This window comes from Curtobacterium sp. MCPF17_021 (assembly GCF_003234605.2).
GTDB lineage: Bacteria > Actinomycetota > Actinomycetes > Actinomycetales > Microbacteriaceae > Curtobacterium > Curtobacterium flaccumfaciens.
Window position 1 is genome coordinate 1791786 of sequence record NZ_CP126252.1, and the last position, 25053, is coordinate 1816838.

Genomic DNA, 25053 nt, shown 5'->3' on the forward strand with positions numbered 1-25053 from the left:
GACGCATTGTCGGGGCCTGTTTCGCTCAGCGCGGATCGCTTGGCCCCAGTGCGAGTGTCCACACGGTGCTGTCGGTGCCGCTCGGTAAACTCCGACGGTGAGCTCCGACTACTCCGCACGCCATCTCTCCGTCCTCGAAGGGCTCGAGGCGGTCCGGAAGCGGCCGGGCATGTACATCGGCTCGACGGACTCCCGGGGCCTCATGCACTGCCTGTGGGAGATCATCGACAACTCGGTCGACGAAGCCCTCGCGGGGCACGGTGACGAGATCGGTGTCGTGCTGCACGCCGACGGCTCGGTCGAGGTCCGGGACACCGCCCGGGGCATCCCCGTCGACGTCGAACCGAAGACCGGCCTCACCGGGGTCGAGGTCGTGTTCACCAAGCTGCACGCCGGCGGCAAGTTCGGCTCGGGGTCGTACGCCGCCTCGGGCGGCCTGCACGGTGTCGGCGCCTCGGTCGTGAACGCGCTGTCGGAGCGCCTCGACGTCGAGGTCGACCGGGGCGGCAAGACCTACGCCATGTCGTTCCACCGCGGCGAGCCCGGCATCTTCGACGACAGCAAGGGCATCGGCCCGGACGCCCCGTTCGCGCCCTTCACCTCGGGCAGCGAGCTGCGCGTCGTGGGCAAGGTCAAGAAGGGCGTCACCGGCTCCCGGATCCGCTACTGGGCGGACCGCCAGATCTTCACCGCCGACGCCCGGTTCAGCACCGACGACCTGGTCACCCGTGCACGGCAGACCGCGTTCCTCGTGCCCGGGCTCGGCATCACCATCACCGACGAGCGCGCGGCATCGATCGACGCCGCTGCCGCCCGGGCCGAGGCGACGGGCACCACCGTGGCCGCGGGGCCGGTGGTGGAGCGCTTCCGGTACGAGGGTGGCATCGGTGAGTTCGTGGAGCACCTCGCCGTCGACAGTCCCCTCACCGACGTCTGGCGCGTGCAAGGGACCGGCACCTTCACCGAGACCGTGCCGATGCTCGACGACAAGGGCCACATGGTCTCCACCTCGGTCGAGCGCGAGTGCGAGGTCGACCTGGCGCTCCGCTGGGGCAGTGGCTACGAGACCGTGTTCCGCAGCTTCGTCAACATCATCGCGACGCCGAAGGGCGGCACCCACCAGGCCGGGTTCGAGTCGGGCGTCGTCAAGGCCGTCCGTGCCCAGGTCGAGGCGAACGCGCGCAAGCTCAAGGTCGGGCAGGACAAGCTCGACAAGGACGACGTGCTCGCCGGCATGACCGCCGTGCTGACGGTGCGCCTGCCCGAGCCGCAGTTCGAGGGGCAGACGAAGGAGATCCTCGGCACCCCGGCGGTCCGCAAGATCGTCGACCAGGTCGTGTCGAAGCGCATCACCGAGATCCTCACCTCGACGCAGCGCACCGAGAAGGCACAGTCGGCCGCCCTGCTCGAGAAGGTCGTGTCCGAGATGAAGACCCGCATCTCGGCGCGGGCACACAAGGAGACGCAGCGCCGCAAGAACGCGCTCGAGAACTCCTCGCTGCCGACGAAGCTCGCCGACTGCCGCTCGCAGGAGACCGAGGGCACCGAGCTCTTCATCGTCGAGGGTGACTCGGCCCTAGGTACCGCGAAGCTCGCCCGCAACAGCGAGTACCAGGCGCTGCTGCCGATCCGCGGCAAGATCCTCAACGTGCAGAAGGCGTCCGTGTCGGACATGCTCTCGAACGTCGAGTGCGCCTCGATCATCCAGGTCATCGGTGCCGGCTCGGGTCGCACGTTCGACATCGACCAGGCCCGCTACGGCAAGATCATCATCATGTCGGACGCCGACGTCGACGGCGCCCACATCCGCACGCTGCTGCTGACGCTGTTCTTCCGGTACATGCGGCCGATGATCGAGCAGGGCCGGGTCTTCGCCGCCGTGCCGCCGCTGCACCGGGTCGTCGTGGTGAACCGCGGCAAGCCGAACGACACGCTGTACACGTACTCCGAACAGGAGCTGCAGACGGTGCTGAAGAAGCTCGAGAAGACGGGCAAGAAGTACCAGGAGCCGATCCAGCGGTACAAGGGCCTCGGCGAGATGGACGCCGACCAGCTGGCGGAGACCACGATGGACCGCGCACACCGCACCCTGCGTCGGGTGAACGTGACCCACGCCGAGGGGGCTGCGAAGGTCTTCGAGCTGCTCATGGGCAACGACGTGGCGCCGCGCAAGGAGTTCATCCTGGCCGGCGAGGGCCTGGACCGCGACCGCATCGACGCGTAGCGCGTCGCGAAAGCGACACCGCTCGGCCGACGCGCACGCTCCATGGCGTAAGAGCGACAGAACCCCGCCGAACGTCGGCGGGGTTCTGTCGCTTCCGCGATGTCGGACGGGAGGCCCGTGGCGGGGCCGCCCCGCGCCTCCAGGCGGTGCGCCCTGCGTTCTCACGCGCTGGGCGACACCTCACGCATCCCCACGGGCGTGAGGTGTCGCCAGGCGCGAAACCAGGCGGACGCCAGCTCGCGCCTACGCCTCGCCGGCGGTGCCGTCGAGCGTCGCGGCGCTGCCGCCGATCGAGCCGATGACGGCCTCGAGCGGTGCACCCGACCCGTCGCGCTTCGACAGCCAGTCGGGCAGGGTCCGTGCGGCGCCGTCCGTGCCGACGGCGTGCGGCGGCGCGATGCCGGCCCAGCCCACGGTGAGCCCGTCCTCGCCCTTCAGGAACGCGTGCGCCCGGACACCCTGGGTGGCGCGGCCCTTCGCCGGGAACTCCGACAGGGCGGAGACCTTGGCGCGGCCGGCGTCGGTGCCGGGCAGTGCGGTCGAGGTGGTGGACACCGTGGCGACCACGGCGTCGTCGGAGCGGGCGACCGAGCCGAACCAGATCACCGAGGCGCCGTCGGCGAGTGCCATGCCGGCCACACCACCGGCGGGCAGCCCCTGCGCCCGGACGACCGACGCCGGGAACCGCAGCAGCTGTGCGTTCGAGCTGATGAACACGAGGTCGTCGGACTCCGGGGCCTGGGCAGCGCCGACCACCTGGTCGCCGGGCTTCAGGCCGATGGCGACGAACTCGGGCTTGTCCGGCCAGGCGCCGGGTACGACGCGCTTGACGACCCCGTGCGCGGTGCCGATCGCCAGCGAGTCCGACGACGCGCCGGACAGGTCGACGATCGCCACGACGGTCTCGCCCTTGGTGAGCGCCAGGAAGTCGGTGACCCGGACGCCGGCGTCGAGCCGGACCGCGGCGGGCGGTACGGCGGGGACGTCGACGGGGGAGAGCCGGAGGACACGACCGGTCGAGGTGATCGCGCCGATCTGCCCCCGCACCGTGCTCACCACGGCGGAGCGGACGGCGTCGTGCTTCGAGCGCTTCGGCACGCGGACGATGCCGAGCTCCGACGTCGGGATGTCGACGCGGATGAGCCGTCCGGTGGTGGAGAGCAGCACGCGGCAGGGCGAGTCGGCGATCTGCAGGGACTCCGGGTCGACCGCGGCCTTCCGACCGCCCTTCACCGGGGCGTCGGCCTCGGTGAGCAGCGTGCGCCGCGGGGTCGCGAACTTGTCGGACACCTCGGTGAGCTCGAGGGCGACCTGCGCGCGGAGCCGTTCGTCGGACGCCAGGAGTTCTTCGAGGGCGGCGATGTCGGCGAGCAGCTGGTCGCGCTCGGCCTCGAGCTCCATCCGTGAGAACTTCGTCAGGCGGCGCAGGCGCAGCTCGAGGATGTACTCGGCCTGCACCTCGGACAGGTCGAAGACGTCGCGCAGGCGGTTGCGCGCCGCCTCGGAGTCGTCGGAGGTGCGGATGACCTGGATGACCTCGTCGATGTCGAGGATCGCGATGAGCAGGCCCTCGACCAGGTGCAGCCGTTCCTTGCGTCGTGCCAGCCGGTACTGGGACCGGCGGGTGACGACGTCGAGGCGGTGCTGCACGTAGACGTCGAGCAGCTCACGGAGCCCGAGGGTGCGCGGTGACCCGCCGACCAGCGCGACGTTGTTGATGCCGAAGCCGTCCTCGAGCGGGGTGTGCTTGTAGAGCTGCTCGAGCACGGCGGTGGGGTTGAAGCCGCTTTTGATGCCGATGACGAGCCGGAGCCCGTGGTTGCGGTCGGTCAGGTCGTTGACGTCCGAGATGCCGACGAGCTTCTTGGACTGGACGCCGTCCTTGATCTTCTCGATGACGCGTTCGGGGCCGACCAGGTACGGCAGCTCGGTGACGACGAGTCCCACCTTGCGCGGGGTGAGGTTCTCGACGCTCACCTTGGCGCGGGTGCGGAACGAACCACGGCCGGTGGCGTAGGCGTCGCGGACCCCGGAGAGCCCGACGATCGTGCCGCCGGACGGCAGGTCGGGGCCGGGGACGAACTCCATGAGCTCTTCGAGGCTGGCCTGCGGGTTCATGAGCAGGTGCTTCGCGGCCTCGACGACTTCGCCGAGGTTGTGCGGCGCCATGTTGGTGGCCATGCCGACCGCGATGCCGGAGGCGCCGTTGACGAGCAGGTTCGGGAACGCCGCCGGCAGCACGCCCGGCTGCATGATCTGGTTGTCGTAGTTCGGGACGAAGTCGACGACGTCCTCGCCCAGGCCCTCGGTCATCGCCATCGACGGTTCGGCGAGCCTGGCCTCGGTGTACCGGGCGGCAGCGGGGCCGTCGTCGAGGGAGCCGAAGTTGCCGTGACCGTCGACGAGCGGCACGCGCATCGTGAACGGCTGGGCCATCCGGACCAGCGCGTCGTAGATCGCGCCGTCGCCGTGCGGGTGCAGCTTGCCCATCACCTCGCCGGTGACGCGGGCGCTCTTGACGTGTCCGCGGTCGGGCCGGAGCCCCATCTCGGCCATCTGGTACAGGATGCGACGCTGCACCGGCTTCAGGCCGTCGCGGGCGTCGGGCAGCGCCCGCGAGTAGATGACGGAGTACGCGTACTCGAGGAAGGAGCCCTGCATCTCCTCGGAGACGTCGACGTCCTCGATGCGCTCACCGTCGGGCAGGCCGACTACGTCCGTGCGTGCCATGGCACCTTTCTGGAGAACCGGAGTCGTCTGGGAGACTCGTGGGATGGGAACAAGCGTACCGACGGCCCCCGACGCCGTCGCGAACCTCGCCGACGTCTTCCCGAGTTGCCTCGTGGCGCTCGGCGCTGCGGACGACGCGTGGTTGCGGAACGACGGCCTGGAGGCCCGGATCACCCTCCGCCCCGCCCGCTCGGCGATCGTCGTGCTGGTCGACGGCCTCGGTTCCGCCGCGCTGGCGGCGCGCGCCGGGCACGCCCGCTGGTTGACCGGTGCGAAGGGCACCGGCACCGCGAAGAAGCTCCGGAGCGGGTTCCCGACGACGACCGCGGCCGCGCTGAGCACCCTGACCACCGGCCGCTCGCCCGGCACCCACGGGGTCGTCGGCTACAGCGGCTGGAACCCGGACACCGGTGCCGTGATGAACCTGCTGGGCGGCTGGGACACCGAGGTGCCCACCGACTGGTTCCTGACGCAGACCCTGTTCACCCGGGCCGCGGAGCTCGGGCTCGACCCGGTCGTCGTCGGTCCGGACCGGTACCGCTCGTCCGGGATGACCGCGAACGTGCTCGGCGGCGCCCGGTACGTGTCCGCGGACACCATCCCGCAGCGTGTCGACGCCGCACTGGCCGAGACCGCCACCGGCCGCTCGCTCGTCTACCTGTACGTGCCGGAGCTCGACTCCATCGGGCACAAGTACGGCTGGCAGTCCGACCGGTGGACGGCCGCCCTCGAGCTGCTCGACGGGGAACTCGCCCGCCTCGATGCCCGGACCGCTGAGGACGTGGGGGTCCTGGTGACTGCGGACCACGGTGTGCTCGACGTGCCGGACCACGCGAACATCGCCATCGACCCGCTGCTGCTCACCGACGTCGTCGGCGTCGCGGGTGACCCGCGCTGCCGCCAGCTCACCGTCGCACCCGGTACCGACGTCCGCGCCCTGGTCGGCGCGTTCCGGGCCCGCTACGGCAAGAAGGCCTCCGTCGCCAGCCGTGCCGAGGCGATCGAGGCCGGGTGGTTCGGGCAGGTGTCCGACCAGGTGGTGCCGCGCATCGGCGACGTGCTCGTTGTGGCGCGCGGCTCGTGGGCGTTCAACGACGACCGTGCCCTGCGCGAGGACGAGACGCCGAAGCGCATGATCGGCCAGCACGGGGCGATGACCGACGAGGAGACGATCGTGCCGCTCCGGCTCGCCGGCGCGTTCGCCCACTAGGGGCGTCAGCGCCGACGGTCGGTGAGCGTGCCGATCAGGCGGGGTCGTCGTCCGGGCGGGTGCCGAAGACGATCTCGTCCCAGCTCGGCATCGAGCGGCGGTTGCGCTTCTTGCGTTCGCCCCGGCTCTCGGGCTCCGGCGCCGATGCCGGACGGGCGTCGGCGGACTGCGGTGCGGTGTCGTGGGCGCCGCCGTCCTCGAAGCCCTGCAGCGGGATGTCGACGACGCTGATGGACGTGCCGCGGGCGGACTCGTCGCGCTGTTCGCCGAACGACGCTGCTTCGCGCTCACCGCGGCGACGGCGGAGCGCCTCGAGCAGGTCGGCGGTCTCGTTGCCGGGAGCGCGCTCTTCCACGGCGGCCTGGCCGATGCGGGGCAGCGGTGCACGGAGCGGTGCGTGCTGCGACGGCTCGGGTTCGGCTGCCGGCTGCTCCGGCTCGTCGACGCGGAAGGCGCCGGAGTCGAAGCGGGTGCCGTCGTCGTCCTGCTGCTCGAACTCGACCGCACGCAGACGCGGGGCGATGCCCTCGTCGTCGGTGTGCGACAGCCGGTGCGCGTCGCCGTTGTCCGGCACGAGGGTCGAGGTCTTGGGGTCGAAGTGCCACAGGGCGTCGTGCTCGACCTCGCCCGCGGTGTAGCGGACGCGGACCTGCCAGCCGCTCTCCGGGTGCTTCCAGGAGCCCCAGGTGATCGCGGTGGCCTCGCCGGCCTCGAGCTTCGCGGTGATCGCGGGGCCGAAGGTGTCGGGGGCCTCGTCGTCGACCGGGGTGACCGGCACGCGGTGCGAGGCGTCGAGGATGAAGGCACGCTCGGCGAGGACCGGGCCCTCGAAGCGGCGGACGTACTCGACGTCGACGTCGAGCGCGGCGGCCACGTCGGCGGCGTCGGCGCCACCACGGATGCGCGCCTGGACGTCCTTGGGGGAGACCCGCTTCTGCGGACCGGCGTCGGGGTTCGCCTGGCGCACCTGGCCTGCCAGCGACGACGTGACGGGCAACCGGAACTCGGTGCCGCCGTCGGTCGCCAGGAGGAGTGCGCCGGACTCGACTCCGATGACTCTCACGTCTTGCATGGTTCCGCCTTCCCAGCGTCGCGTACGGTCCTGCTGTCGTACCCCGTGAGTATGCAGGGACGACGGGCGGTTTCCGGGGAGGCGCACGGGCGTGCCGCGGACATCCGCACCGCCGATCCCGGGCGGGCGGCGCTCCGGCAACGGGTGTCGGGAATGTCCGGTTCCGGTCATGGGTTGCACAGCCAGCACGACCCGCCGCAGCACTCGGTTTGCGCTCTGGCGGGGCGTGGTGCAAACTGTCGCCGCCGATCACCCGGCGACGACCTCTCGATACGAGAAATGGATGGGCATGGCCACCGATTACGACGCCCCCCGGAAGACCGACGACAACTCTGACTCAGAGTCGATCGAGGCCCTCAAGGAGCGCGTTCCCGACAAGATGTCGGGGGTCGTCGACGATGATTCCGACAACCCCGGCAGCTTCGAACTCGCCGGGCAGGACCTCAGCGACGTCGACCTCGACGTCGTGGTGCTGCCCCCGCAGGTCGATGAGTTCACCTGCGTCGAGTGCTTCCTCGTGAAGCACCGCTCCCAGCTCGACCACGAGTCGAAGCTCGGACCGGTGTGCGCGGAGTGCGCTTCGCTCTAGCGAGCACAGCCGCGTCGCTCTCGACGCAACGATCAGCGAAGGCCCCGCATCCTCCAGGAATGCGGGGCCTTCGTCGTGTGCTGCGAGGCTGGGCCGAGCCGCGCCTCCAGGCCGTGGACCGTGGTCCGTCAGGACCGCAGCGCCTCGACGACCTTGCCCGGGTGCCGGACGCTGACCAGCCAGTAGGGCGTCGGGTCCGCGTCGTCGCGCACCTCGACCTTGACGACCCCGCGCACGTAGCCGCGGAAGAGGGTCCAGGCGCGGGCGTCGAGTGCCGGCCCGCGCTGCTCGGTGGCCGCTGCGCCCTCGAACGCCTCGGTCGTGCCGACGAGCGTGCGGGGGAGGTGTGCCTTGCCCGCGCGGAACTCGGTGTCGGTGACCTCGATGGTGGGTGCGAGTGCCCACAGGAGGACGAGGACCCCGAGCTCCATCCCGATCGCCACGAGGACGCCGGCCAGGACGCTGATGGGGAGGAAGACGAGCAGGGTGGCGGGGATGACGAGCGCCGTCGCCAGGTAGAGGGCGGGCGGGGCCCAGAGTCGTTCGCGGTACAGGGTCACGGGTCCATTCGATCACGAGCGAGCGAGGTCACGGAACGGTCACGGCTGCACTACCCTCGTCACGTGACCGAACCAGTCGACGTCCTCTGGACCGGGGAGCACGCTCCCGGCCACGCCCACCCCGGCGACGCGGGTGCCGATCTCGTCTCCACCGAGGCCTTCGTGCTGCACCCGGGGGAGCGACACCTGGCCGCCACGGGCCTGCGCATCGCGCTGCCCGAGGGGTACGCCGCGTTCGTGGTCCCGCGGAGCGGCCTGGCGGCGAAGCACGGCATCACGATCGTGAACAGCCCCGGCACCGTCGACTCCGGCTACCGCGGGGAGATCAAGGTCGCCCTGCTCAACACCGACCAGACGGAACCGTACGAGGTGCACGTCGGAGACCGCATCGCCCAGTTGATCGTGATGCCGGTGCCGCAGGTGACCTACACCCGGGTCGACGACCTGCCGGACAGCGTCCGCGGACAGGGCGGGTTCGGCTCGTCGGGCTACGGTGACCGGAGCGACGCCGTGACCGGTGCCGCCGCAGACGCTCAGGAAGGAACGCGCGCATGAAGTTCGGCCGACGCAAGCGGGACGAGGTCGAGGTGGCGGACGCCGTCGCCGACGACATCGAGGTCGCGGACACGTCCCCCGAGGTCGACATCGCGACGGATGCCGACGCGGACCTCGACGAGGTCGACGCGGTCGCCCCGACGGACAAGTCCGCTCCGGAGGACCGGGCCGAGAACGGCCCCCACGACGAGACCGAGGCGAACCTGGTCCGCCCCTACGTCGACCTGGGCGGGGTGAAGGTGCTCCCGCGCGAGGGCCTGCACCTGCGCCTCGAGGTCGAGGAGGGCTCGCAGCGCGTCGTCGCGGTCGGGCTCGACTACGACGAGTCCACGCTGCAGGTCCAGCCGTTCGCGGCACCCCGGTCCACCGGCCTGTGGCACGAGATCCGCGCCCAGATCGCCGAGCAGATCGAGCGCCAGGGCGGTGTCGTGACCGAGGTCGACGGCCCGTTCGGCCCCGAACTCCGCGCGTCCGTCCCGGTCGCCGTGGACGGCGACGGCGGCACCGCGGGCTCCCGTCCGGCCCGTTTCGTCGGCGTCGACGGCCCGCGCTGGTTCCTGCGCGGCGTGATCGCCGGCAAGGCCGCCGAGCAGCCCGACGACGCGAGCGAGATCGAGGAGCTGTTCCGCAGCGTCGTCGTCGTGCGCGGCACGACGCCGATGCCGCCGCGCGACCTCATCCCGCTGCACATGCCCAAGTCGACGCAGACCGCGATCTGACCGACTGACGACCAACCCCGCCAGGAGGCACGGTGCCGGACCACGACGACACCCCACGACCCGAGACGGCTGGCTCCGACCCCGTTGCACCGGCTGCTGAGTCATCGGTGGCGCCGTCGGCTGAGCCCTCGGTGGCGCCTTCGTTCTCCGCGCAGTTCCGTGACGCCGTGCAGAACGCCGGGATCGCCCGCGTGGCACCCGGTGAGGCACCGTCCGGCCGGGCGCTGCTCGGCGCGGTCGGCGGGGTGCGTGGGCTCGCCGAGTCGGTGCTGCCCGGGTTCGCGTTCCTGGTCGTCTACGCGATCACGAAGGAGCTCGTGCCGAGCGTCGTGATCCCGGTGGCGGTCGGCCTGGTGTTCGTGGTGCTCCGGCTGCTGCAGCGGCAGTCGGTGACGATGTCGTTCGCGGGCATCCTCGGCGTCGCGGTCTCGGCCGGCCTGGCGCTCATCACCGGCCGCGCGGAGAGCAACTTCATCCCCGGGATCGTCATCAACGCGGTCTGGCTCGTCGGACTGCTGATCACGCTGGCGATCCGCTGGCCGCTCATCGGACTCGTCGTCGGCTTCCTGCTGCCCGCGAACGAGGACGGCTCGCACGTCGACTGGCGCGCCGACCCGGTCAAGCGCCGCGTGCTGACGGTCGCCACCTGGATCTGGGTCGGGCTGTTCGCGGTCCGGCTCGCGGTGGAGGTCCCGCTGTACCTGACGGCGCAGGTCGAACTGCTCGCCGGGCTGAAGCTCATCCTCGGCGTGCCGCTGTACGCGGCGGTGCTCTGGGTGACCTGGCTGCTGGTCCGCACCGTGTTCGTCCGACGCGACGACGTCGCCCCGGTGTAGAGTTCTCTCGACATCAAGATAGTTCTCGCAGGGCGCGCACGCGTCCTCGGGATTAGGTTTGCCTTGCTGGTGGGACGGTCCACGGCCCGCGAGGATGAGGGCAAACCGATCAGTAGGGAGGCGGCACGGTGGCTGCAGTCAATAGCTTCGGCTCGAAGGACACACTGTCGGTTGGGGGTGTCGACTACGCGATCCACCGGATCGACTCGGTTCCCGGGCACGAGAAGTTGCCCTACAGCCTGAAGGTGCTGCTCGAGAACCTCCTCCGCACCGAGGACGGCAAGAACGTCACCGAGGGGCAGATCCGGGCGCTCGGCTCCTGGCGGCCCGACGCGGAGCCCGACACCGAGATCCAGTTCTCGCCGGCGCGCGTCGTCATGCAGGACTTCACGGGTGTGCCGTGCATCGTCGACCTCGCCACCATGCGCGAGGCCATGGCGGACATCGGCGGCGACCCGAACAAGATCAACCCGCTGTCCCCGGCCGAGATGGTCATCGACCACTCCGTCATCGCCGACCTGTTCGGCAGCACGGACGCCCTGCAGCGCAACACGGACCTGGAGTACGAGCGGAACGGTGAGCGTTACCAGTTCCTCCGCTGGGGCCAGACCGCATTCGAGGACTTCAAGGTCGTCCCGCCGGGCACCGGCATCGTCCACCAGGTGAACATCGAGTACCTGGCGAAGGTCACCTACACGCGTGACTTCGACGGCGAGACGTACGCGTACCCGGACACCCTGGTCGGTACCGACTCGCACACCACGATGGTGAACGGCCTCGGCGTGCTCGGCTGGGGCGTCGGCGGCATCGAGGCCGAGGCCGCGATGCTCGGCCAGCCCGTGTCGATGCTCATCCCGAAGGTCGTCGGCTTCAAGCTCTCCGGTGAGATCCCGGCCGGCGTGACCGCGACCGACGTGGTGCTCACCATCACGCAGGAGCTCCGCAAGCACGGCGTCGTCGGCAAGTTCGTCGAGTTCTACGGCGAGGGCGTCGGCGCCGTCCCGCTCGCCAACCGCGCCACCATCGGCAACATGTCGCCCGAGTTCGGTTCGACGGCGGCGATCTTCCCGGTCGACGACGTCACGCTGGACTACCTGCGGCTGACCGGTCGCGACGAGGCACAGATCGCCCTGGTCGAGGCGTACTCCAAGGCCCAGGGCCTGTGGCACGACGCCTCGGTCGAGCCGAACTACTCCGAGTACATGGAGCTCGACCTCTCCACGGTCGTGCCCTCCATCTCGGGCCCGAAGCGTCCGCAGGACCGCATCGAGCTCACCAACGCGAAGAGCCAGTTCGAGCTCGACCTGAACAACTACACGACGCCGTCCGAGCAGACCGACCTCGACGACGCGGTCGAGGAGACGTTCCCGGCCTCCGACCCGATCGCCGCCGGTTCGACCAACGAGGACACGGCGCTGCACGAGCACGTGCACGTGTCGAGCGCACCGTCGACCGCCTCGGCGCCGACGAAGGTCGCGATGGACGGGGCCGACCCGTTCACGATCGACCACGGCGCCGTCGCGATCGCCGCCATCACGTCGTGCACGAACACGTCGAACCCGTCGGTCATGATGGCCGCCGGCATCCTCGCCCGGAACGCCGCGAAGAAGGGCCTCACCGCGAAGCCCTGGGTGAAGACCACCCTCGCGCCCGGGTCGAAGGTCGTCACCGACTACTACGAGAAGGCCGGTCTCACCACCTACCTCGAGCAGCTCGGCTTCTACACGGTCGGCTACGGCTGCACCACCTGCATCGGCAACTCGGGCCCGCTGCCCGAGGAGATCTCGCAGGCCGTGCAGGACAACGACCTCGCCGTCACCGCGGTGCTCTCGGGCAACCGCAACTTCGAGGGCCGGATCAACCCCGACGTCAAGATGAACTACCTGGCGTCCCCGCCGCTGGTCATCGCCTACGCCCTCGCCGGGTCGATGCACTTCGACTTCGACAAGGACGCCCTCGGCACCGACCAGGACGGCAACGACGTCTACCTGACCGACATCTGGCCCGACGCGGCCGAGGTGCAGCAGGTCATCGACGAGTCGATCGACACCGAGATGTTCACCCACGAGTACGGCTCCGTGTTCGAGGGCGACGACCGCTGGAAGAACCTGCCGACCCCGACCGGCGACACCTTCGAGTGGGACCAGGAGTCGACCTACGTCCGGAAGCCCCCGTACTTCGAGGGCATGACGATGCAGCCCGACGCCGTGTCGGACATCTCCGGCGCCCGGGTGCTCGCGAAGCTCGGCGACTCGGTCACGACCGACCACATCTCGCCGGCCGGTTCGATCAAGGCCGACAGCCCCGCCGGCCAGTACCTCGCCGAGCACGGCGTCGACCGCAAGGACTTCAACTCCTACGGCTCGCGTCGCGGCAACCACGAGGTCATGATCCGTGGCACGTTCGCGAACATCCGTCTGCGCAACCAGCTGCTCGACGGCGTGGAGGGCGGGTACACCCGTGACTTCACGACGCCGGACGGTGCGCAGTCGTTCATCTACGACGCCTCGCAGCACTACCAGGAGCAGGGCATCCCGCTCGTCATCTTCGGTGGCAAGGAGTACGGCTCCGGCTCGTCCCGTGACTGGGCTGCCAAGGGCACGAACCTGCTCGGTGTCCGCGCGGTCATCACCGAGAGCTTCGAGCGGATCCACCGCTCGAACCTCATCGGCATGGGCGTCGTCCCGCTGCAGTTCCCGGCGGGCGAGACGGTCGAGTCCCTCGGGCTCGACGGCACCGAGATCGTCTCGATCTCCGGGCTGACCGAGCTGAACGAGGGCCGCACCCCGAAGACGGTGCACGTCACCGCGACGCCGAGCGAGCACTCGCCGGCCGGCAAGCAGCCGATCGAGTTCGACGCGGTCGTCCGCATCGACACCCCCGGCGAGGCCGACTACTACCGCAACGGCGGCATCCTGCAGTACGTGCTCCGCTCGCTCGTCTGAGTCCGTTGAACGACAGGAGCGACGTGCGCACGGGTCGCTGACGCGACCGACGACCGGCCTGGAGGCGCGGTGCCAGCCGGCACCGCGCCTCCCGTCCGTTGTCGGGTCCCGAGAATAGAGTGGGCCGACAGCCCCACGAAAGGAGCGCCCGTGAGCCTGCTCGCCAGCATCACGTCGCCGCGCGACCTGAAGCGTCTCTCCGACGCGCAGATGACCGACCTCGCCGCCGAGATCCGGCGCTTCCTGGTCGCCGAGGTCGCGAAGACCGGTGGGCACCTCGGGCCGAACCTGGGCGTCGTGGAGCTGACGCTCGCGATGCACCGCGTGTTCGACTCGCCGAACGACCCGTTCGTCTTCGACACCGGGCACCAGTCGTACGTGCACAAGCTCGTCACCGGGCGCCAGGACTTCTCGAAGCTGCGCGAACGCGGCGGCATCGCCGGCTACCCGCAGCGGAGCGAGTCCGAGCACGACATCGTCGAGTCCTCGCACGCGTCGTCGTCGCTGTCGTGGGCCGACGGCATCTCCCGCGCGTTCGGGCAGACCGGGCAGACCGACCGCACCGTCGTCGCGGTGGTCGGGGACGGCGCCCTCACCGGCGGTATGACGTGGGAGGCGCTCAACAACATCTCCGACGACAACGACCGGCGCCTGGTCATCGTCGTCAACGACAACGGCCGCTCCTACGCCCCGACGATCGGTGGCATGGCGCGGTTCCTGAGCTCCGTGCGCACCCGCCGCGAGTACCGGGCCCTGTACGAGGGCACGCAGGCCGTGGCGGCGCGGTTCGGCGCTCCGGGTCGTGCGGTGTACCGGGGCATGCGCGGGGGCCTGCACGGCTTCCTGTCGCGGCTGACGAACAACGAGGCGCTGTACTCGAACCTCGACATCAAGTACATCGGCCCGGTGAACGGCCACGACCAGCAGGCGATGGAGGCAGCACTCCGGCAGGCGAAGGAGTACGGCGCTCCCGTGATCGTGCACGCGATCACCGAGAAGGGCCACGGCTTCGAGCCCGCCCTGCGCGACCAGGCCGACCAGTTCCACGCCGTCGGACACATCGACCCGGAGACGGGGGAGTCGCTCGACGCCGCATCGGGCCCGTCGTGGACCTCGGTGTTCGCGTCTTCCCTGGCCGAAGCCGGCGCCGCGGATCCCCGGATCGTCGCCATCACGGCGGCGATGCTCCGGCCCACGGGACTGCACCTGTTCCAGGAGCAGCACCCGGACCGCGTGTACGACGTCGGCATCGCCGAGCAGCACGCCGTGACGACCGCCGCGGGCCTGGCCTACGGGGGACTCCACCCCGTCGTGGCGCTCTACGCGACGTTCCTGAACCGCGCGTTCGACCAGGTGCTGATGGACGTCGCCCTGCACAAGGCCGGCGTGACCTTCGTGCTCGACCGTGCCGGGATCACCGGTCCGGACGGCCCCTCGCACCACGGCATGTGGGACCTCGCGCTGCTGCAGGTCGTGCCGGGGATCCGGATCGCGGCTCCCCGCGATGCTGCGACCCTTCGCGAGGAGTTCCGCGAGGCGATCGCCGTCGACGACGCCCCCACCGTGCTGCGCTGGCCGAAGGGGCAGGTCGGACCGGACATCCCCGCGGTCCGTCGTCTCTCCGACGGTGTGGACGTCCTGCACGCCGCCGCGGACGACGTCGAGGACGTGCTCTTCGTCGCCGTCGGGTCGATGGTGCCGGTGGCACTCGAGGCCGCGGCGCTGCTCGAGGCGCAGGGCATCGGCGTCACCGTTGTGGACCCGCGTTGGGTGGTGCCGATCCCGACGTCGCTGATCGAGCTCTCGCGGACGCACCGGCTCGTGATCACCATCGAGGACGGCGTGCGGGTCGGGGGCGTCGGGACCCGGCTGCGGCAGGACCTGCGCGCTGCCGGGGTCGACACCGGGGTGAACGAGCTCGGGCTGCCCGACGCGTTCATCGACCACGCGACCCGGTCGCAGATCTTCGCCGACGCGGGGCTGACGGCGCAGGCCATCGCCCGCGACGTCATCGACCAGGTCGTCGGGACGAAGTTGCCGCAGGCGAAGCCCGCGCGCTCCCGCGAGTCGGCGGCATCCGACCGCTGACCGCCCGGCTCGCAGTCGTCTCGCACAACCACAGTCACCCCGAACCACGGCGATCCGCGGTTCGGGGTGACTGTGGTTGTGCGGGGGTCGCCCCGCCGGAGCAGCTCTAGCGGGAAGCGGGGCCGACGATCCGGGGCTCGTGGAACGTGCCGCCGAAGACACGCTCGGACGCACCGGAGCGGTCGAGGTACGGGCTGATCCCACCGGCCTGGAACGGGTAGCCGGCACCGAGGATGAGCCCGAGGTCGATCTCCTCGACGTGCTCGACGACCCGGTCCTCGAGCATGCGGTGCAGCTCGTCGGCCAGGGCGTCCTCGAACCGGCGCTGCATCTCGGCGGCGTCGACCGGCTTCGCGTCCTTCTTGGAGGGTGCGACGAGCTTCACGGCGGCGGGGTCGTACCCGGTCGCGTTGCCCTTCTTGTCGCGGGTCAGGATCGTCCCGTGCTCCGCGATCTTCTTCAGCCCGTCACCGGGGTAGAAGCGCTCCGGCCAGGCCGCGTGGTGCGAGTCGAGCACGTGCGCGCCGACCGGCAGCCCGACGAGCTCGAGCAGCTCGAACGGCGACATCGGCAAACCGAGGGGCGCGGCACCCTGGGCGACGGTGTCGAACGAGGTGCCCTCTTCCACGCCGCGCATCGCCTCGCCGAGCACCCGCGCGAGCACCCGGTTGACGACGAAGCCCGGCTGGTCCGCGGTGATGATCGCGGTCTTCTTCAGGGTCTTCGCGACGGCGAGGGCGGTGACGAGGGCCTCGTCCGAGGTCTTCGCGGCACGCACCACCTCGAGCAGCGGCATGACCGCGACCGGGTTGAAGAAGTGGAAGCCGACGAGTCGCTCCGGGTTGGTGAGGACCGACGCCATCTCGTCGACGGAGAGCGACGACGTGTTCGTGGCGAGGATGGCGTCCGGTGCGATGACCTGCTCGATCTTCCGGAGGACCTCCTGCTTGACGGTCATCTCCTCGAAGACGGCCTCGATCACCCAGTCGGCGTCGGCGAAGGCGTCGTAGGACACCGAGCCGCTGACGAGTGCGGTGATGCGGTTCGCGTCGTCGGGGGAGATCCGGCCCTTGTCGAGCAGCTTCGCGACCTCGCCGCGGATCCGCTCGACGCCGGCGTCCACACGGGACTGGTCGACGTCGGTGATGACGACGGGGACGCCGAGACGTCGGGCGAACAGCAGCGCGAACTGCGACGCCATCAGCCCGGCGCCGAGGACGCCGACCTTCGTGATCTTCTTCGGTTCGACGCCCTCGGGAGCGCCGACGGGCTTCTTTGCACGCTTCTGCACGAGGTCGAAGGCGTACATCGACGCGGCGAACTGGTCGCCCGAGATGAGGTCGGCGAGGGCCTCGTCCTCGTCTGCGAAGCGTTCGTCGAGCGAGCCCGACTTGGCGGCGGCGACGAGGTCGAGCGCCCGGAACGGCGACTTCGGCACGGTGCCGATCTTCGACGCGACCTGTCCGCGGGCGACCTTGACGACGGTGCCCCAGGCGGCCTTCTCGAGCATGCCCGGTTCGTTCTTCCGAACCACCTTGGTCGTTCCGGTGATGACGCCGTCCGCCCAGGCCACGGCCGAGGGCAGGAACGTGACGGACGGGACGAGCACGTCGCCGATGCCGATCTCGACCGCGGCCGGACCGTCCATCAGGCGGTTGTTCTTGAGCGGGTTCTCGACGATGACGCGGAGCGCGCGCTCCGGGCCGATCAAGCGGGGGAGCAGCGTCGCGCCGCCCCAGCCGGGGATGATGCCGAGGAACACCTCGGGCAGGCCGATGCCCTGCGCCGCGGACGAGAACGCCCGGTAGGTGCAGTGCAGGGCGATCTCGAGCCCACCGCCGAGCGCCAGGGTGTTCACGAACGCGAACGACGGCACCCCGAGGTCGGCGAACTTGCGGAGCGTGGCGTGCCCGAGGGCGGCCAGGTCGTGGGCGGCCTCGCGCGACGGGACCGCCGCTGCCTGCGACAGGTCGGCGCCGGCGGCGAAGCAGTACTCCTTGCCGGTGATCGCGACGCCCTGGATCGTGCCCGCGGCGGCCTCGGTCTTCAGGGTGTCGAGCACGCCGGACAGCTCACGGAGCGTGCGGGGCCCGAGGGTGTTCGGCCGCTTGTAGTCCTTGCCGTTGTCGAGCGTGATGAGCGCCAGCGTGCCACCCGAGGGCATCGTGACGTGCTTGACGAACGAGTGCGTGACGACCTCGTCCTCGCTGAGTTCGGCCAGTCGGTCGTTGTCGACGATGGTCATGGTCACGCCCCCTTCCGAGCCGAACGCTCGGCCGACTTGCTGTGGTTCGGGTTCTCCCAGATGACGGTGCCGCCCTGGCCGAGCCCGATGCACATCGTGGTGATGCCGTACTTGACGTCCGGTCGCTCGGCGAACTGTGCGGCGAGCTGGTTCATCAGCCGGACACCACTCGACGCGAGCGGGTGGCCGACGGCGATCGCGCCGCCCCAGGCGTTCACGTTCGGGGAGTCCTGGGCGATGCCGTAGTTGTCGAGGAACGCGAGCACCTGGACGGCGAACGCCTCGTTGATCTCGAACAGGCCGATGTCGTCGATCGACAGGCCGGCCTTCGACAGGGCCTTGTCGGTCGCGGGGACCGGGCCGACGCCCATGACCTCGGGCTCGACGCCGGCGAAGGCGAACGAGACCATGCGCATCTTCGTCGACAGTCCGTGCTGCTTCGCACCGTCCTCGGACGCGAGCAGGCTCATGGTCGCACCGTCGTTCAGACCGGCGGCGTTGCCGGCGGTGACCCGTCCGTGGGGCCGGAACGGCGTCTTCAACGCGGCCAGCGCCTCCAGGGTGGTCCCCGGCCGCGGCGGCTCGTCGGTGCTGACGACGTCCCAGCCGTCGCCCTTGTTGACCTCGACCGGGATGACGTCCGGCTGGAGCTTCCCGTTCGCCCATGCGGCGGCGTAGCGCTGCTGGGACTGGACGGCGTAGGCGTCCGTGCGGTCCTTCGTGATCGCGGGGAAGCGGTCGTGCAGGCGCTCCGCGGTGGCGCCCATGACGAGGGCGTCGCTCGAGACCATGCGCTCCGCGACGAAGCGTGGGTTCGGGTCGGCGTTGAAGCCCATCGGGTGCCGGCCCATGTGCTCGACACCACCGGCGATCGCGACGTCGGCGGCGCCGAAGGCGATGGCACCCGCGAGCGTCGTGACGCTCGTCATGGCACCGGCACACATGCGATCGATCGCGTAGCCGGGAACCGACTTCGGCAGACCAGCGAGCATGCCCACGGTGCGGCCGAGCGTCAGCCCCTGGTCACCCTGCTGCGTGGTGGCCGCGACGGCGACGTCGTCCACCGCTGCGGTGTCGAAGGTGTTCCGGTCGAGCAGTCCGCGCATCGCGTGCACCGCGAGGTCGTCGGACCGGGTCTTCCAGAACACCCCCTTCTCGCCGGCTCGTCCGAACGGTGTGCGAACGCCGTCCACGAACACGACGTCTGATGCCTTTGGCAATCCGGGCCTCCCAGATCCTCATCGATCGGGCCGGAACGCAGGTCGCTCCGGCCTGGCCGGGCCTCGCCCGGCGACCCTCCCGACGCTATGCCCCCAGCCTGGGCGGCCGCATGCCGGTTGGGCAGTTCCTACGACTCGTCGTCGTCCGTCGCCGCGGGCCGCTGTGCAGCAGCCACAAAGGCCGAGGCGATGATCGACGCGAGTTCCTCGACCTGCCACGGGCGGGCGTCGTGCTCGGCGAGGGCGGCGCCGACCAGTTCGGTCGACGGCGGCGACGGCGGGGCCCACGACACGAGCCGGAGCGTCTCCGGCGTGAGCAGGTTCTCGAGCGGGATGTCGAGTTCCTCGGCACGCTTCGTCACCGCCGCGCGCGCGGCCTTGTACCGGCGGTCGGCGGCCGGGTTGCGGTCCGCCCAGGCTCGGGGCGGGGGCAGGGTGGCCTCGCCGGCACCGCGCAGACGGGGGAGGTCCTCGGTGGTGCGGCCTTCCTCGACGGCGGCCCACCAGCGGTCGAGCTCGGAACGGCTGGCGCGGCCCGTGAACGTCTTCAGCGCACCGAGTTCGGCGCGGGACTCGGGTGCAGCGGCCGCGGCGGCGACGATCGCCGAGTCGGGGATCGTGCGCCCGGGGGCGATGTCCGCCTGTCGGGCGTACTCGTCGCGGGCGAGCCAGAGCGACCGGGCGATCGCCAGTGCTCGCGCACCACGGAGCGCGTGCATGCCGGACAGGCGACGCCAGGGCTCGGCACGGGCGGGCTTCGGCGCACGGTGCAGGACCGCGTCGAACTCCTCCTGGGCGATCCGGGTCTTGCCGGCCTCGTCGAGCTTCTCGGCGAGGGCATCGCGGAGGTCGGGCAGCAACTCGACGTCGAGCGACGCGTAGACGAGCCACGACTGCGGCAGGGGACGGGTCGACCAGTCGGCGGCCGAGTGCGCCTTGGCCAGGGTGATGCCGAGCAGCTGCTCGACGACGGCGCCGAGGCCGACGCGGGGGAACCCGGCGATCCGGGCACCGAGCTCGGTGTCGAAGATGCGCGTCGGGACGAGGCCGACCTCCTGCAGGCACGGCAGGTCCTGCGAGGCGGCGTGGAACAGCCACTCCTCGTCGACGATGGCGGCCTGCAGCTCCGAGAAGTCGCCGATCGGGATCGGGTCGAACAGGAACGCACCGGCACCGCGGCGGAAGACCTGGATCAGGTAGGCGCGCTGCGAGTAGCGGTAGCCGCTGGCGCGCTCGGCGTCGACCGCGACGGGGCCGTGGCCGGCCGCGATGGCGGCGACCGCCTCGAGGTAGTCCTCGCGGGTGTCGATGACCTTGACGGCGTCGTGCGACGCCTCGAAGGCGGGGCCGGCGGCGGCAGCAGTCGGGCCGGCAGCGGCAGCCGGAGCAGTCGAACCGGCAGCCGTGGCTGCGGGCGCAGCCGGGCCGGTCGATCCAGCGGCGTCCTGGGGAGCGGGGTCGGTCACTTGGCGAGCCTCCTCGGGGCCAGCAGGGTCACGCCGTCCGATGCGGGCGGCAGACCGGCGAGCATGGCGACGATGTCCTGCCAGGCCCGGACGTGTGCGGTGAGGTCGTCGCCGCGTGGTGTCCACGACGCGCGGAGTTCCAGCTGGGCGCCGTCGCCCTGTGCGGCGAGGTCGCCGTACCCGCGCGAGATGATCTTGGTGGCTGTGCCCGAGGCGTGGTCGTACGTCGCACCGTGCGACTCGAGCGCGTCGACGAGCCAGCTCCAGGTGACGTCGGCGACGAACTCGTCGACGCCGATCTCCGGCTCGAGCGGCGCCTGCGCGAACGAGACGACACGGAACGCGCCGCCCCAGCCCTCGGGTTCTTCCGGGTCGTACAGGGCGATGAACCGACCGGTCCCCAGGTCCGACTCGACGCCGTGCGCGGTGCCGGACACGTCCGCCGCCAGGGCGATCGAGAACGGTGCGATCCGGGTCGGCGAGGGGATCTCGGTGACGGTGGTCTCGGCACGGCCGCTGCCGCCGGACACGAACGCGCGGAGCCGCGCGAAGGCGTCGGGCTCTCGGGTTTCGGACACACATGCAGACTAGGCTCCGGGCCATGTCCCGATCCGCGCGACCCGCCGAGGACGTCGTCCAGGAGACCGCTCGATCGGCCGGGTTCATCGCACTCGGCGCCGGTCTGGCAGCTGCCGCGGTGGGGACGGCCGTCATCGGTGGCTTCGTCGCCGCCGTCGCCCGCGCCGTCGTCACCCCCGACCGCAAGCGCAACGAACGCGTCCCGATCCACGCCGTCGACCCCGTCCGGAAGACCGTCACGATCGAGCGCACCGCCGACACCGAGCTGCAGGGCCGCTACTCGCTCTGGTTCGGCGGCGGCACCGGCCACATGCGCGTCGGCGAGGTCCTCGGCACGACCGACACCACCGTCACGCGCCGCATCATCGCGATCGACGCCGGCGATCCGACCGCTGCACGTCGCGGTCGCTGGGGTGGCTGGTTCTACCTGACCCCGGGCGAGCTCGACGTGCCCGTCGAGGACGTCGACATCCCCACCCCGAACGGCCCCGCCCCCGCCTGGGTCGTCCGCGCCGACGACCCGGCAGCGCCCTGGGCCGTCCTCGTGCACGGCCGTGGCGTCACGCGTGCCGAGACGATCCGCGCCGTCCCCGTCTTCCGCGCCGCCGGGTACTCGGTGGTGCTCGCCTCGTGGCGGAACGACGGCGTCGCCCCGCCGAGCGTCGACGGCCGCTACGGCCTCGGCAGCACCGAGTGGGAGGACGTCGACTCCGTCCTCCGCTGGCTCACCGCGCAGGACGCCCAGAGCGTCGTGCTCATGGGCTGGTCGATGGGCGGCGCCGTCGTGCTGCAGACCCTGCTCCGCTCGCGCTTCGCCGGTCTGGTCGACGGGGTGGTGCTCGAGTCCCCGGTGGTCGACTGGCACGCCGTGCTGAAGTCGCAGAGCCAGCTCCTGCGCCTGCCACGTCCGGTCCGCAAGGTCGCGCAGCGGCTGCTCCGCACGCCGGTGCTGTACCGGCTCGCCGGGCTCCAGGCTCCTGTGGACCTGCGCGAGCTCGACATGGTCACGCGATCCGACGAGCTCACGGTGCCGATCCTGCTGCTGCACAGCGACGACGACGGGTTCGTTCCGTCCTCGGCCTCACACGACCTGGCCCGCGCACGGCCCGACCTGGTGCGGCTCGAGATCCAGACCACGGCCCGGCACACCAAGCTCTGGAACCACGACGCCGACTGGTTCGACGCCCGGATCCTCGCGTGGCTGACCGAGGTGGTCCAGCGGCGCGGGGCGGCCAGCGCGCGGTAGACGCAACCGGAGGAACGGACGGGAGGCGCGGTGCCAGCTGGCACCGCGCCTCCCGTCCGTCAGTGGGTCGCGTCTACGCGACCGCCGCCTGTACCTGCCGCTGCACGCGGCCGAGCATGCCCACCATGCCGCGGATCCGCAGGGGGCTGACCGCCTCGGACAGGCCGATGGTCAACGGGTAGTCCGTCGGGACGGCGAGCACCTGCTCGACGGTCAGGCCGGACAGTCCCTGTGCCAGGATCGAGGCGAAGCCGCGGGTGGTCGGCGCCTCGCGCGGGGCGGTGGCGTGCATCCGGACCACGTGCGGGGCGTCGCCGTCCTCGCCCACCGTCACGGTGATGAAGACGGGGGACTGGCACTCCTCGACGCGTTCGAGCTCGTCCTCGTGCCCCTGCAGGCGTTCGGGTAGCGCAGGCAGCTCGTTCGAGAACTCGAGCAGGAGCTGCAGGCGGTCCTTCTGGCCCAGGGCGAGGAAGTCGTCGCGGATCTCGGCGAGGGTGGCGGGGAGTGGTGCGTCGGTGCTGGCGTTCATCGGTTCGGAACAGTACCCGGCTCGGATCCCTGCACGATGGGGACGCGGACGGCGCTGCCCCACTCGGTCCACGAGCCGTCGTAGTTGCGGACGTTGTCGTAGCCGAGCAGGTGCTGCAGGACGAACCAGGTGTGGCTCGAGCGCTCACCGATGCGGCAGTAGGCGATGACCTCGTCGGCGTCACCGATGCCGGCGCCGTCACGGTAGACGGCGTCGAGCTCGGCGCGCGACTTGAAGGTGCCGTCGGGGGCGGCGGCCGTCGCCCAGGGGATGTTCACGGCGGTGGGGACGTGGCCGCCGCGCAGCGCGCCCTCCTCCGGGTAGTCGGGCGCGGTCGTGCGCTCCCCGCTGTACTCCGGGGCGCTGCGGACGTCGATGAGCGGCTTGCCGAGGTGCGCGAGGACGTCGTCCTTGAAGGCGCGGACGGGCTCGTCGTGGCGCTCGACGACGGGGTACTCGACGGGCGTGACCGGGGTCTCGTCGGTGGTCAGGGCGCGGTCCTCGGCGATCCACTTGCCGCGACCGCCGTCGAGCAGGCGGACGTCCTCGTGGCCGAACAGGGTGAACACCCAGAGGGCGTACGCCGCCCACCAGTTGTTCTTGTCGCCGTAGATCACGACGGTGGTGTCGCGGCCGATGCCCTTGCCGCCGAGGAGCTCGGCGAAGGCGGCGCCGTCGATGTAGTCGCGCTGCACCGGGTCGTTGAGGTCGGTGTGCCAGTCGATCTTCACGGCACCCGGGATGTGGCCCGTCTCGTAGAGCAGGACGTCCTCGTCGGACTCGACGACCACCAGGTCGGGCGCGCCGGCCCCGGCGTCGAGTTGCTCCTGCAGCCACTCGGTGGAGACGAGGCGCTCCGGGTGCGCGTAGGCGGCGAACTTCTCGGACGGGTCGACCGGTGCGGTCATCGGGGGTACCTCCAGGGGTGCGGGGGAGCGTGGTGCGGGGTGAGCGTGGTGCGGGGCGGGCTTGGTGCCCGGGTGCGTGCTGCTGGCGCCGGACTAGGATCGGGCGTCGGTGCCTGTGGGCAACGGTACGCGGACGTACCGTGCTCCTGACGCAACGTGACACCCCACGACATGCTTCCCGGAAGGGTTCCCCGATTGCCCGCTCACCTCGTCGACCGTGATCCCAAGGTGACGCCGCAGCAGATGGCTGCGGCGCTCGTGCCCCCGCCGCAGTTCACGGACGCGTCGTTCGACTCGTACCGGCCGGACCCGGACTACGACTCGCAGGCCTCGGTCCGCGATGCCGTCGCCGCGTTCGTGGCCGCCGGTCCGACGGAGGCCCCGCGGCGCGGGCTGTTCGGGCGCCGGAAGCAGGCGGCGGAACCCGCGGCGAAGTCCGGTGTGTACCTGGACGGCGGGTTCGGTGTCGGCAAGACCCACCTGCTCGCAGCCGCCTACCACGCGGCCACCGGCCGGAAGACGTTCGGCACCTTCATCGAGTACACCGCGCTCGTGGGCGCCCTGGGGTTCCAGGGGACCGTCGACCTGCTCCGCGGCACCGCACTGGTGTGCATCGACGAGTTCGAGCTCGACGACCCGGGCGACACGATGGTGATGACCCGGCTCATCAAGGAACTGACCGAGACCGGCACCCGCTTCGCCGCGACGTCGAACACGCCCCCGGGAGCCCTGGGCGAGGGGCGCTTCGCCGCGCAGGACTTCCTGCGCGAGATCCAGGCGATGTCGGACCGCTTCGACACCATGCGCATCGACGGCCTCGACTACCGCCGCCGTGCCGTGGACGAGTCGGCGCAGGTGGTGTCCGACGTGCCCGCCGCGCTGCCGTCCGGATCCGTGACGCTCGACGACTTCGGTGCGGTGGTCGCGCACCTGGGTTCCGTGCACCCGTCGAAGTACGTCGCGCTGGTCGAGGACCTCGACGCCGTCGGGCTCACCGACGTCCGGGCGTTCACCGACCAGACCGACGCGCTGCGCTGGGTCGCCCTGGTGGACCGGCTGTACGACGCGCAGGTGCGCATCGTCGCCTCGGGCACCCCGCTCGACCAGGTGTACCCCGACGTGATGCTCGAGGGCGGGTACCGCAAGAAGTACCTGCGCGCGGCGTCCCGCGTGGTGGCGCTCACCCGCGCCTGAGCGTCGCTCGCCGTCAGACCGATCTGTCCACGGCGGTCTCCTGCCCCTCGCGCAGGGGACATCGGGCCCGCGGAAACACGACGTTTACAAACGGCGCGGTCGCGTTACATCCGCGAAACAGTTCGTGCTCCCTCG

General features: G+C 71.0%; 19 protein-coding genes. 10 read left to right on the forward strand and 9 right to left on the reverse strand.

What is annotated here, in order from left to right; translation table 11 throughout:
- The first annotated feature begins 97 nt into the window (after positions 1 to 97).
- Positions 98 to 2224, forward strand: coding sequence for a DNA gyrase/topoisomerase IV subunit B (locus DEJ29_RS08450; protein WP_071244557.1), 2127 nt, complete (start codon positions 98 to 100; stop codon positions 2222 to 2224).
- Positions 2225 to 2467: 243 nt separating this feature from the next.
- Here DEJ29_RS08450 and DEJ29_RS08455 read toward each other — a convergent pair whose 3' ends face one another.
- The gene (locus DEJ29_RS08455) at positions 2468 to 4954 is read right to left on the reverse strand and encodes a DNA gyrase/topoisomerase IV subunit A (protein ID WP_111031869.1); all 2487 of its coding nucleotides are present in this window, start codon (positions 4952 to 4954) and stop codon (positions 2468 to 2470) included.
- Between the two features lie 43 nt (positions 4955 to 4997).
- Here DEJ29_RS08455 and DEJ29_RS08460 point away from each other — a divergent pair, with 43 nt between their 5' ends.
- Positions 4998 to 6164 (forward strand): alkaline phosphatase family protein, encoded by a 1167-nt coding sequence (locus DEJ29_RS08460; protein ID WP_181438094.1) that lies wholly within the window; start codon positions 4998 to 5000, stop codon positions 6162 to 6164.
- 34 nt (positions 6165 to 6198) lie between these two features.
- Here the strand turns inward: DEJ29_RS08460 and sepH are convergent, their stop codons facing one another.
- Positions 6199 to 7227 carry a septation protein SepH gene (sepH, locus tag DEJ29_RS08465; protein ID WP_181438095.1) on the reverse strand — a complete coding sequence of 343 codons (1029 nt, stop codon included), beginning with the start codon at positions 7225 to 7227 and terminating at the stop codon, positions 6199 to 6201.
- Positions 7228 to 7525: 298 nt separating this feature from the next.
- On the opposite strand from sepH, the gene DEJ29_RS08470 reads away from it, so the two are divergent.
- Complete coding sequence (locus tag DEJ29_RS08470) at positions 7526 to 7825, forward strand: DUF4193 domain-containing protein (protein WP_017886098.1); 300 nt, start codon at positions 7526 to 7528, stop codon at positions 7823 to 7825.
- Positions 7826 to 7953: 128 nt separating this feature from the next.
- Here DEJ29_RS08470 and DEJ29_RS08475 read toward each other — a convergent pair whose 3' ends face one another.
- A complete protein-coding gene (locus DEJ29_RS08475) occupies positions 7954 to 8385 on the reverse strand; it encodes a DUF3093 domain-containing protein (RefSeq protein WP_110859581.1) in 432 nt (143 codons plus the stop codon).
- 63 nt (positions 8386 to 8448) lie between these two features.
- On the opposite strand from DEJ29_RS08475, the gene dut reads away from it, so the two are divergent.
- From dut to dxs, 5 genes are all read left to right on the forward strand, one after another.
- A complete protein-coding gene (dut, locus tag DEJ29_RS08480; RefSeq protein WP_111093906.1) occupies positions 8449 to 8940 on the forward strand; it encodes a dUTP diphosphatase in 492 nt (163 codons plus the stop codon).
- On the forward strand, positions 8937 to 9659 hold the full coding sequence (locus DEJ29_RS08485; protein WP_027465470.1) for a DUF3710 domain-containing protein: 723 nt from the start codon (positions 8937 to 8939) through the stop codon (positions 9657 to 9659). The genes dut and DEJ29_RS08485 overlap by 4 nt, the downstream gene beginning before the upstream one ends.
- Before the next feature lie 167 nt (positions 9660 to 9826).
- On the forward strand, positions 9827 to 10495 hold the full coding sequence (locus tag DEJ29_RS08490) for a DUF3159 domain-containing protein (RefSeq protein ID WP_244993477.1): 669 nt from the start codon (positions 9827 to 9829) through the stop codon (positions 10493 to 10495).
- Between the two features lie 128 nt (positions 10496 to 10623).
- Positions 10624 to 13440 carry an aconitate hydratase AcnA gene (acnA, locus tag DEJ29_RS08495; RefSeq protein WP_111093908.1) on the forward strand — a complete coding sequence of 939 codons (2817 nt, stop codon included), beginning with the start codon at positions 10624 to 10626 and terminating at the stop codon, positions 13438 to 13440.
- Positions 13441 to 13590: 150 nt separating this feature from the next.
- Positions 13591 to 15528 (forward strand): 1-deoxy-D-xylulose-5-phosphate synthase, encoded by a 1938-nt coding sequence (gene dxs / locus DEJ29_RS08500; RefSeq protein ID WP_111093909.1) that lies wholly within the window; start codon positions 13591 to 13593, stop codon positions 15526 to 15528.
- A 106-nt stretch (positions 15529 to 15634) separates the two neighbouring features.
- Here dxs and DEJ29_RS08505 read toward each other — a convergent pair whose 3' ends face one another.
- From DEJ29_RS08505 to DEJ29_RS08520, 4 genes are all read right to left on the reverse strand, one after another.
- The gene (locus tag DEJ29_RS08505; RefSeq protein WP_111093910.1) at positions 15635 to 17773 is read right to left on the reverse strand and encodes a 3-hydroxyacyl-CoA dehydrogenase NAD-binding domain-containing protein; all 2139 of its coding nucleotides are present in this window, start codon (positions 17771 to 17773) and stop codon (positions 15635 to 15637) included.
- A gap of 2 nt (positions 17774 to 17775) precedes the next feature.
- Positions 17776 to 18993, reverse strand: a complete 1218-nt coding sequence (locus DEJ29_RS08510) for a thiolase family protein (protein ID WP_110859586.1) — start codon at positions 18991 to 18993, stop codon at positions 17776 to 17778.
- A 128-nt stretch (positions 18994 to 19121) separates the two neighbouring features.
- Positions 19122 to 20459 carry an HRDC domain-containing protein gene (locus tag DEJ29_RS08515; protein ID WP_375334813.1) on the reverse strand — a complete coding sequence of 446 codons (1338 nt, stop codon included), beginning with the start codon at positions 20457 to 20459 and terminating at the stop codon, positions 19122 to 19124.
- Complete coding sequence (locus DEJ29_RS08520; RefSeq protein ID WP_017886108.1) at positions 20456 to 21037, reverse strand: DUF3000 domain-containing protein; 582 nt, start codon at positions 21035 to 21037, stop codon at positions 20456 to 20458. Before DEJ29_RS08520 ends, DEJ29_RS08515 begins: the two co-directional genes overlap by 4 nt.
- A 23-nt stretch (positions 21038 to 21060) precedes the next feature.
- Here DEJ29_RS08520 and DEJ29_RS08525 point away from each other — a divergent pair, with 23 nt between their 5' ends.
- Positions 21061 to 22284 carry an alpha/beta fold hydrolase gene (locus DEJ29_RS08525; RefSeq protein ID WP_111232797.1) on the forward strand — a complete coding sequence of 408 codons (1224 nt, stop codon included), beginning with the start codon at positions 21061 to 21063 and terminating at the stop codon, positions 22282 to 22284.
- A gap of 73 nt (positions 22285 to 22357) precedes the next feature.
- Here the strand turns inward: DEJ29_RS08525 and DEJ29_RS08530 are convergent, their stop codons facing one another.
- Together DEJ29_RS08530 and DEJ29_RS08535 are read right to left on the reverse strand one after the other, a co-directional pair.
- A complete protein-coding gene (locus DEJ29_RS08530) occupies positions 22358 to 22816 on the reverse strand; it encodes a SufE family protein (protein WP_111093911.1) in 459 nt (152 codons plus the stop codon).
- Entirely contained in the window at positions 22813 to 23724 is a 912-nt protein-coding gene (locus DEJ29_RS08535; protein ID WP_111093912.1) for a sulfurtransferase, read from the reverse strand. Before DEJ29_RS08535 ends, DEJ29_RS08530 begins: the two co-directional genes overlap by 4 nt.
- A 171-nt stretch (positions 23725 to 23895) precedes the next feature.
- On the opposite strand from DEJ29_RS08535, the gene zapE reads away from it, so the two are divergent.
- Positions 23896 to 24918 (forward strand): cell division protein ZapE, encoded by a 1023-nt coding sequence (zapE, locus tag DEJ29_RS08540; protein WP_111093913.1) that lies wholly within the window; start codon positions 23896 to 23898, stop codon positions 24916 to 24918.
- The last annotated feature ends 135 nt before the right edge of the window (positions 24919 to 25053 follow it).

Coding starts and splice junctions, on each gene's coding strand:
- DEJ29_RS08485 (WP_027465470.1), top strand. CDS start 8,937: ATGAAGTTCGGCCGACGCAAGCGGGACGAGGTCGAGGTGGCGGACGCC.
- DEJ29_RS08535 (WP_111093912.1), bottom strand. CDS start 23,724: ATGACCGCACCGGTCGACCCGTCCGAGAAGTTCGCCGCCTACGCGCAC.
- DEJ29_RS08460 (WP_181438094.1), top strand. CDS start 4,998: ATGGGAACAAGCGTACCGACGGCCCCCGACGCCGTCGCGAACCTCGCC.
- zapE (WP_111093913.1), top strand. CDS start 23,896: ATGCTTCCCGGAAGGGTTCCCCGATTGCCCGCTCACCTCGTCGACCGT.
- DEJ29_RS08455 (WP_111031869.1), bottom strand. CDS start 4,954: ATGGCACGCACGGACGTAGTCGGCCTGCCCGACGGTGAGCGCATCGAG.
- DEJ29_RS08470 (WP_017886098.1), top strand. CDS start 7,526: ATGGCCACCGATTACGACGCCCCCCGGAAGACCGACGACAACTCTGAC.
- DEJ29_RS08525 (WP_111232797.1), top strand. CDS start 21,061: ATGTCCCGATCCGCGCGACCCGCCGAGGACGTCGTCCAGGAGACCGCT.
- DEJ29_RS08530 (WP_111093911.1), bottom strand. CDS start 22,816: ATGAACGCCAGCACCGACGCACCACTCCCCGCCACCCTCGCCGAGATC.
- DEJ29_RS08505 (WP_111093910.1), bottom strand. CDS start 17,773: ATGACCATCGTCGACAACGACCGACTGGCCGAACTCAGCGAGGACGAG.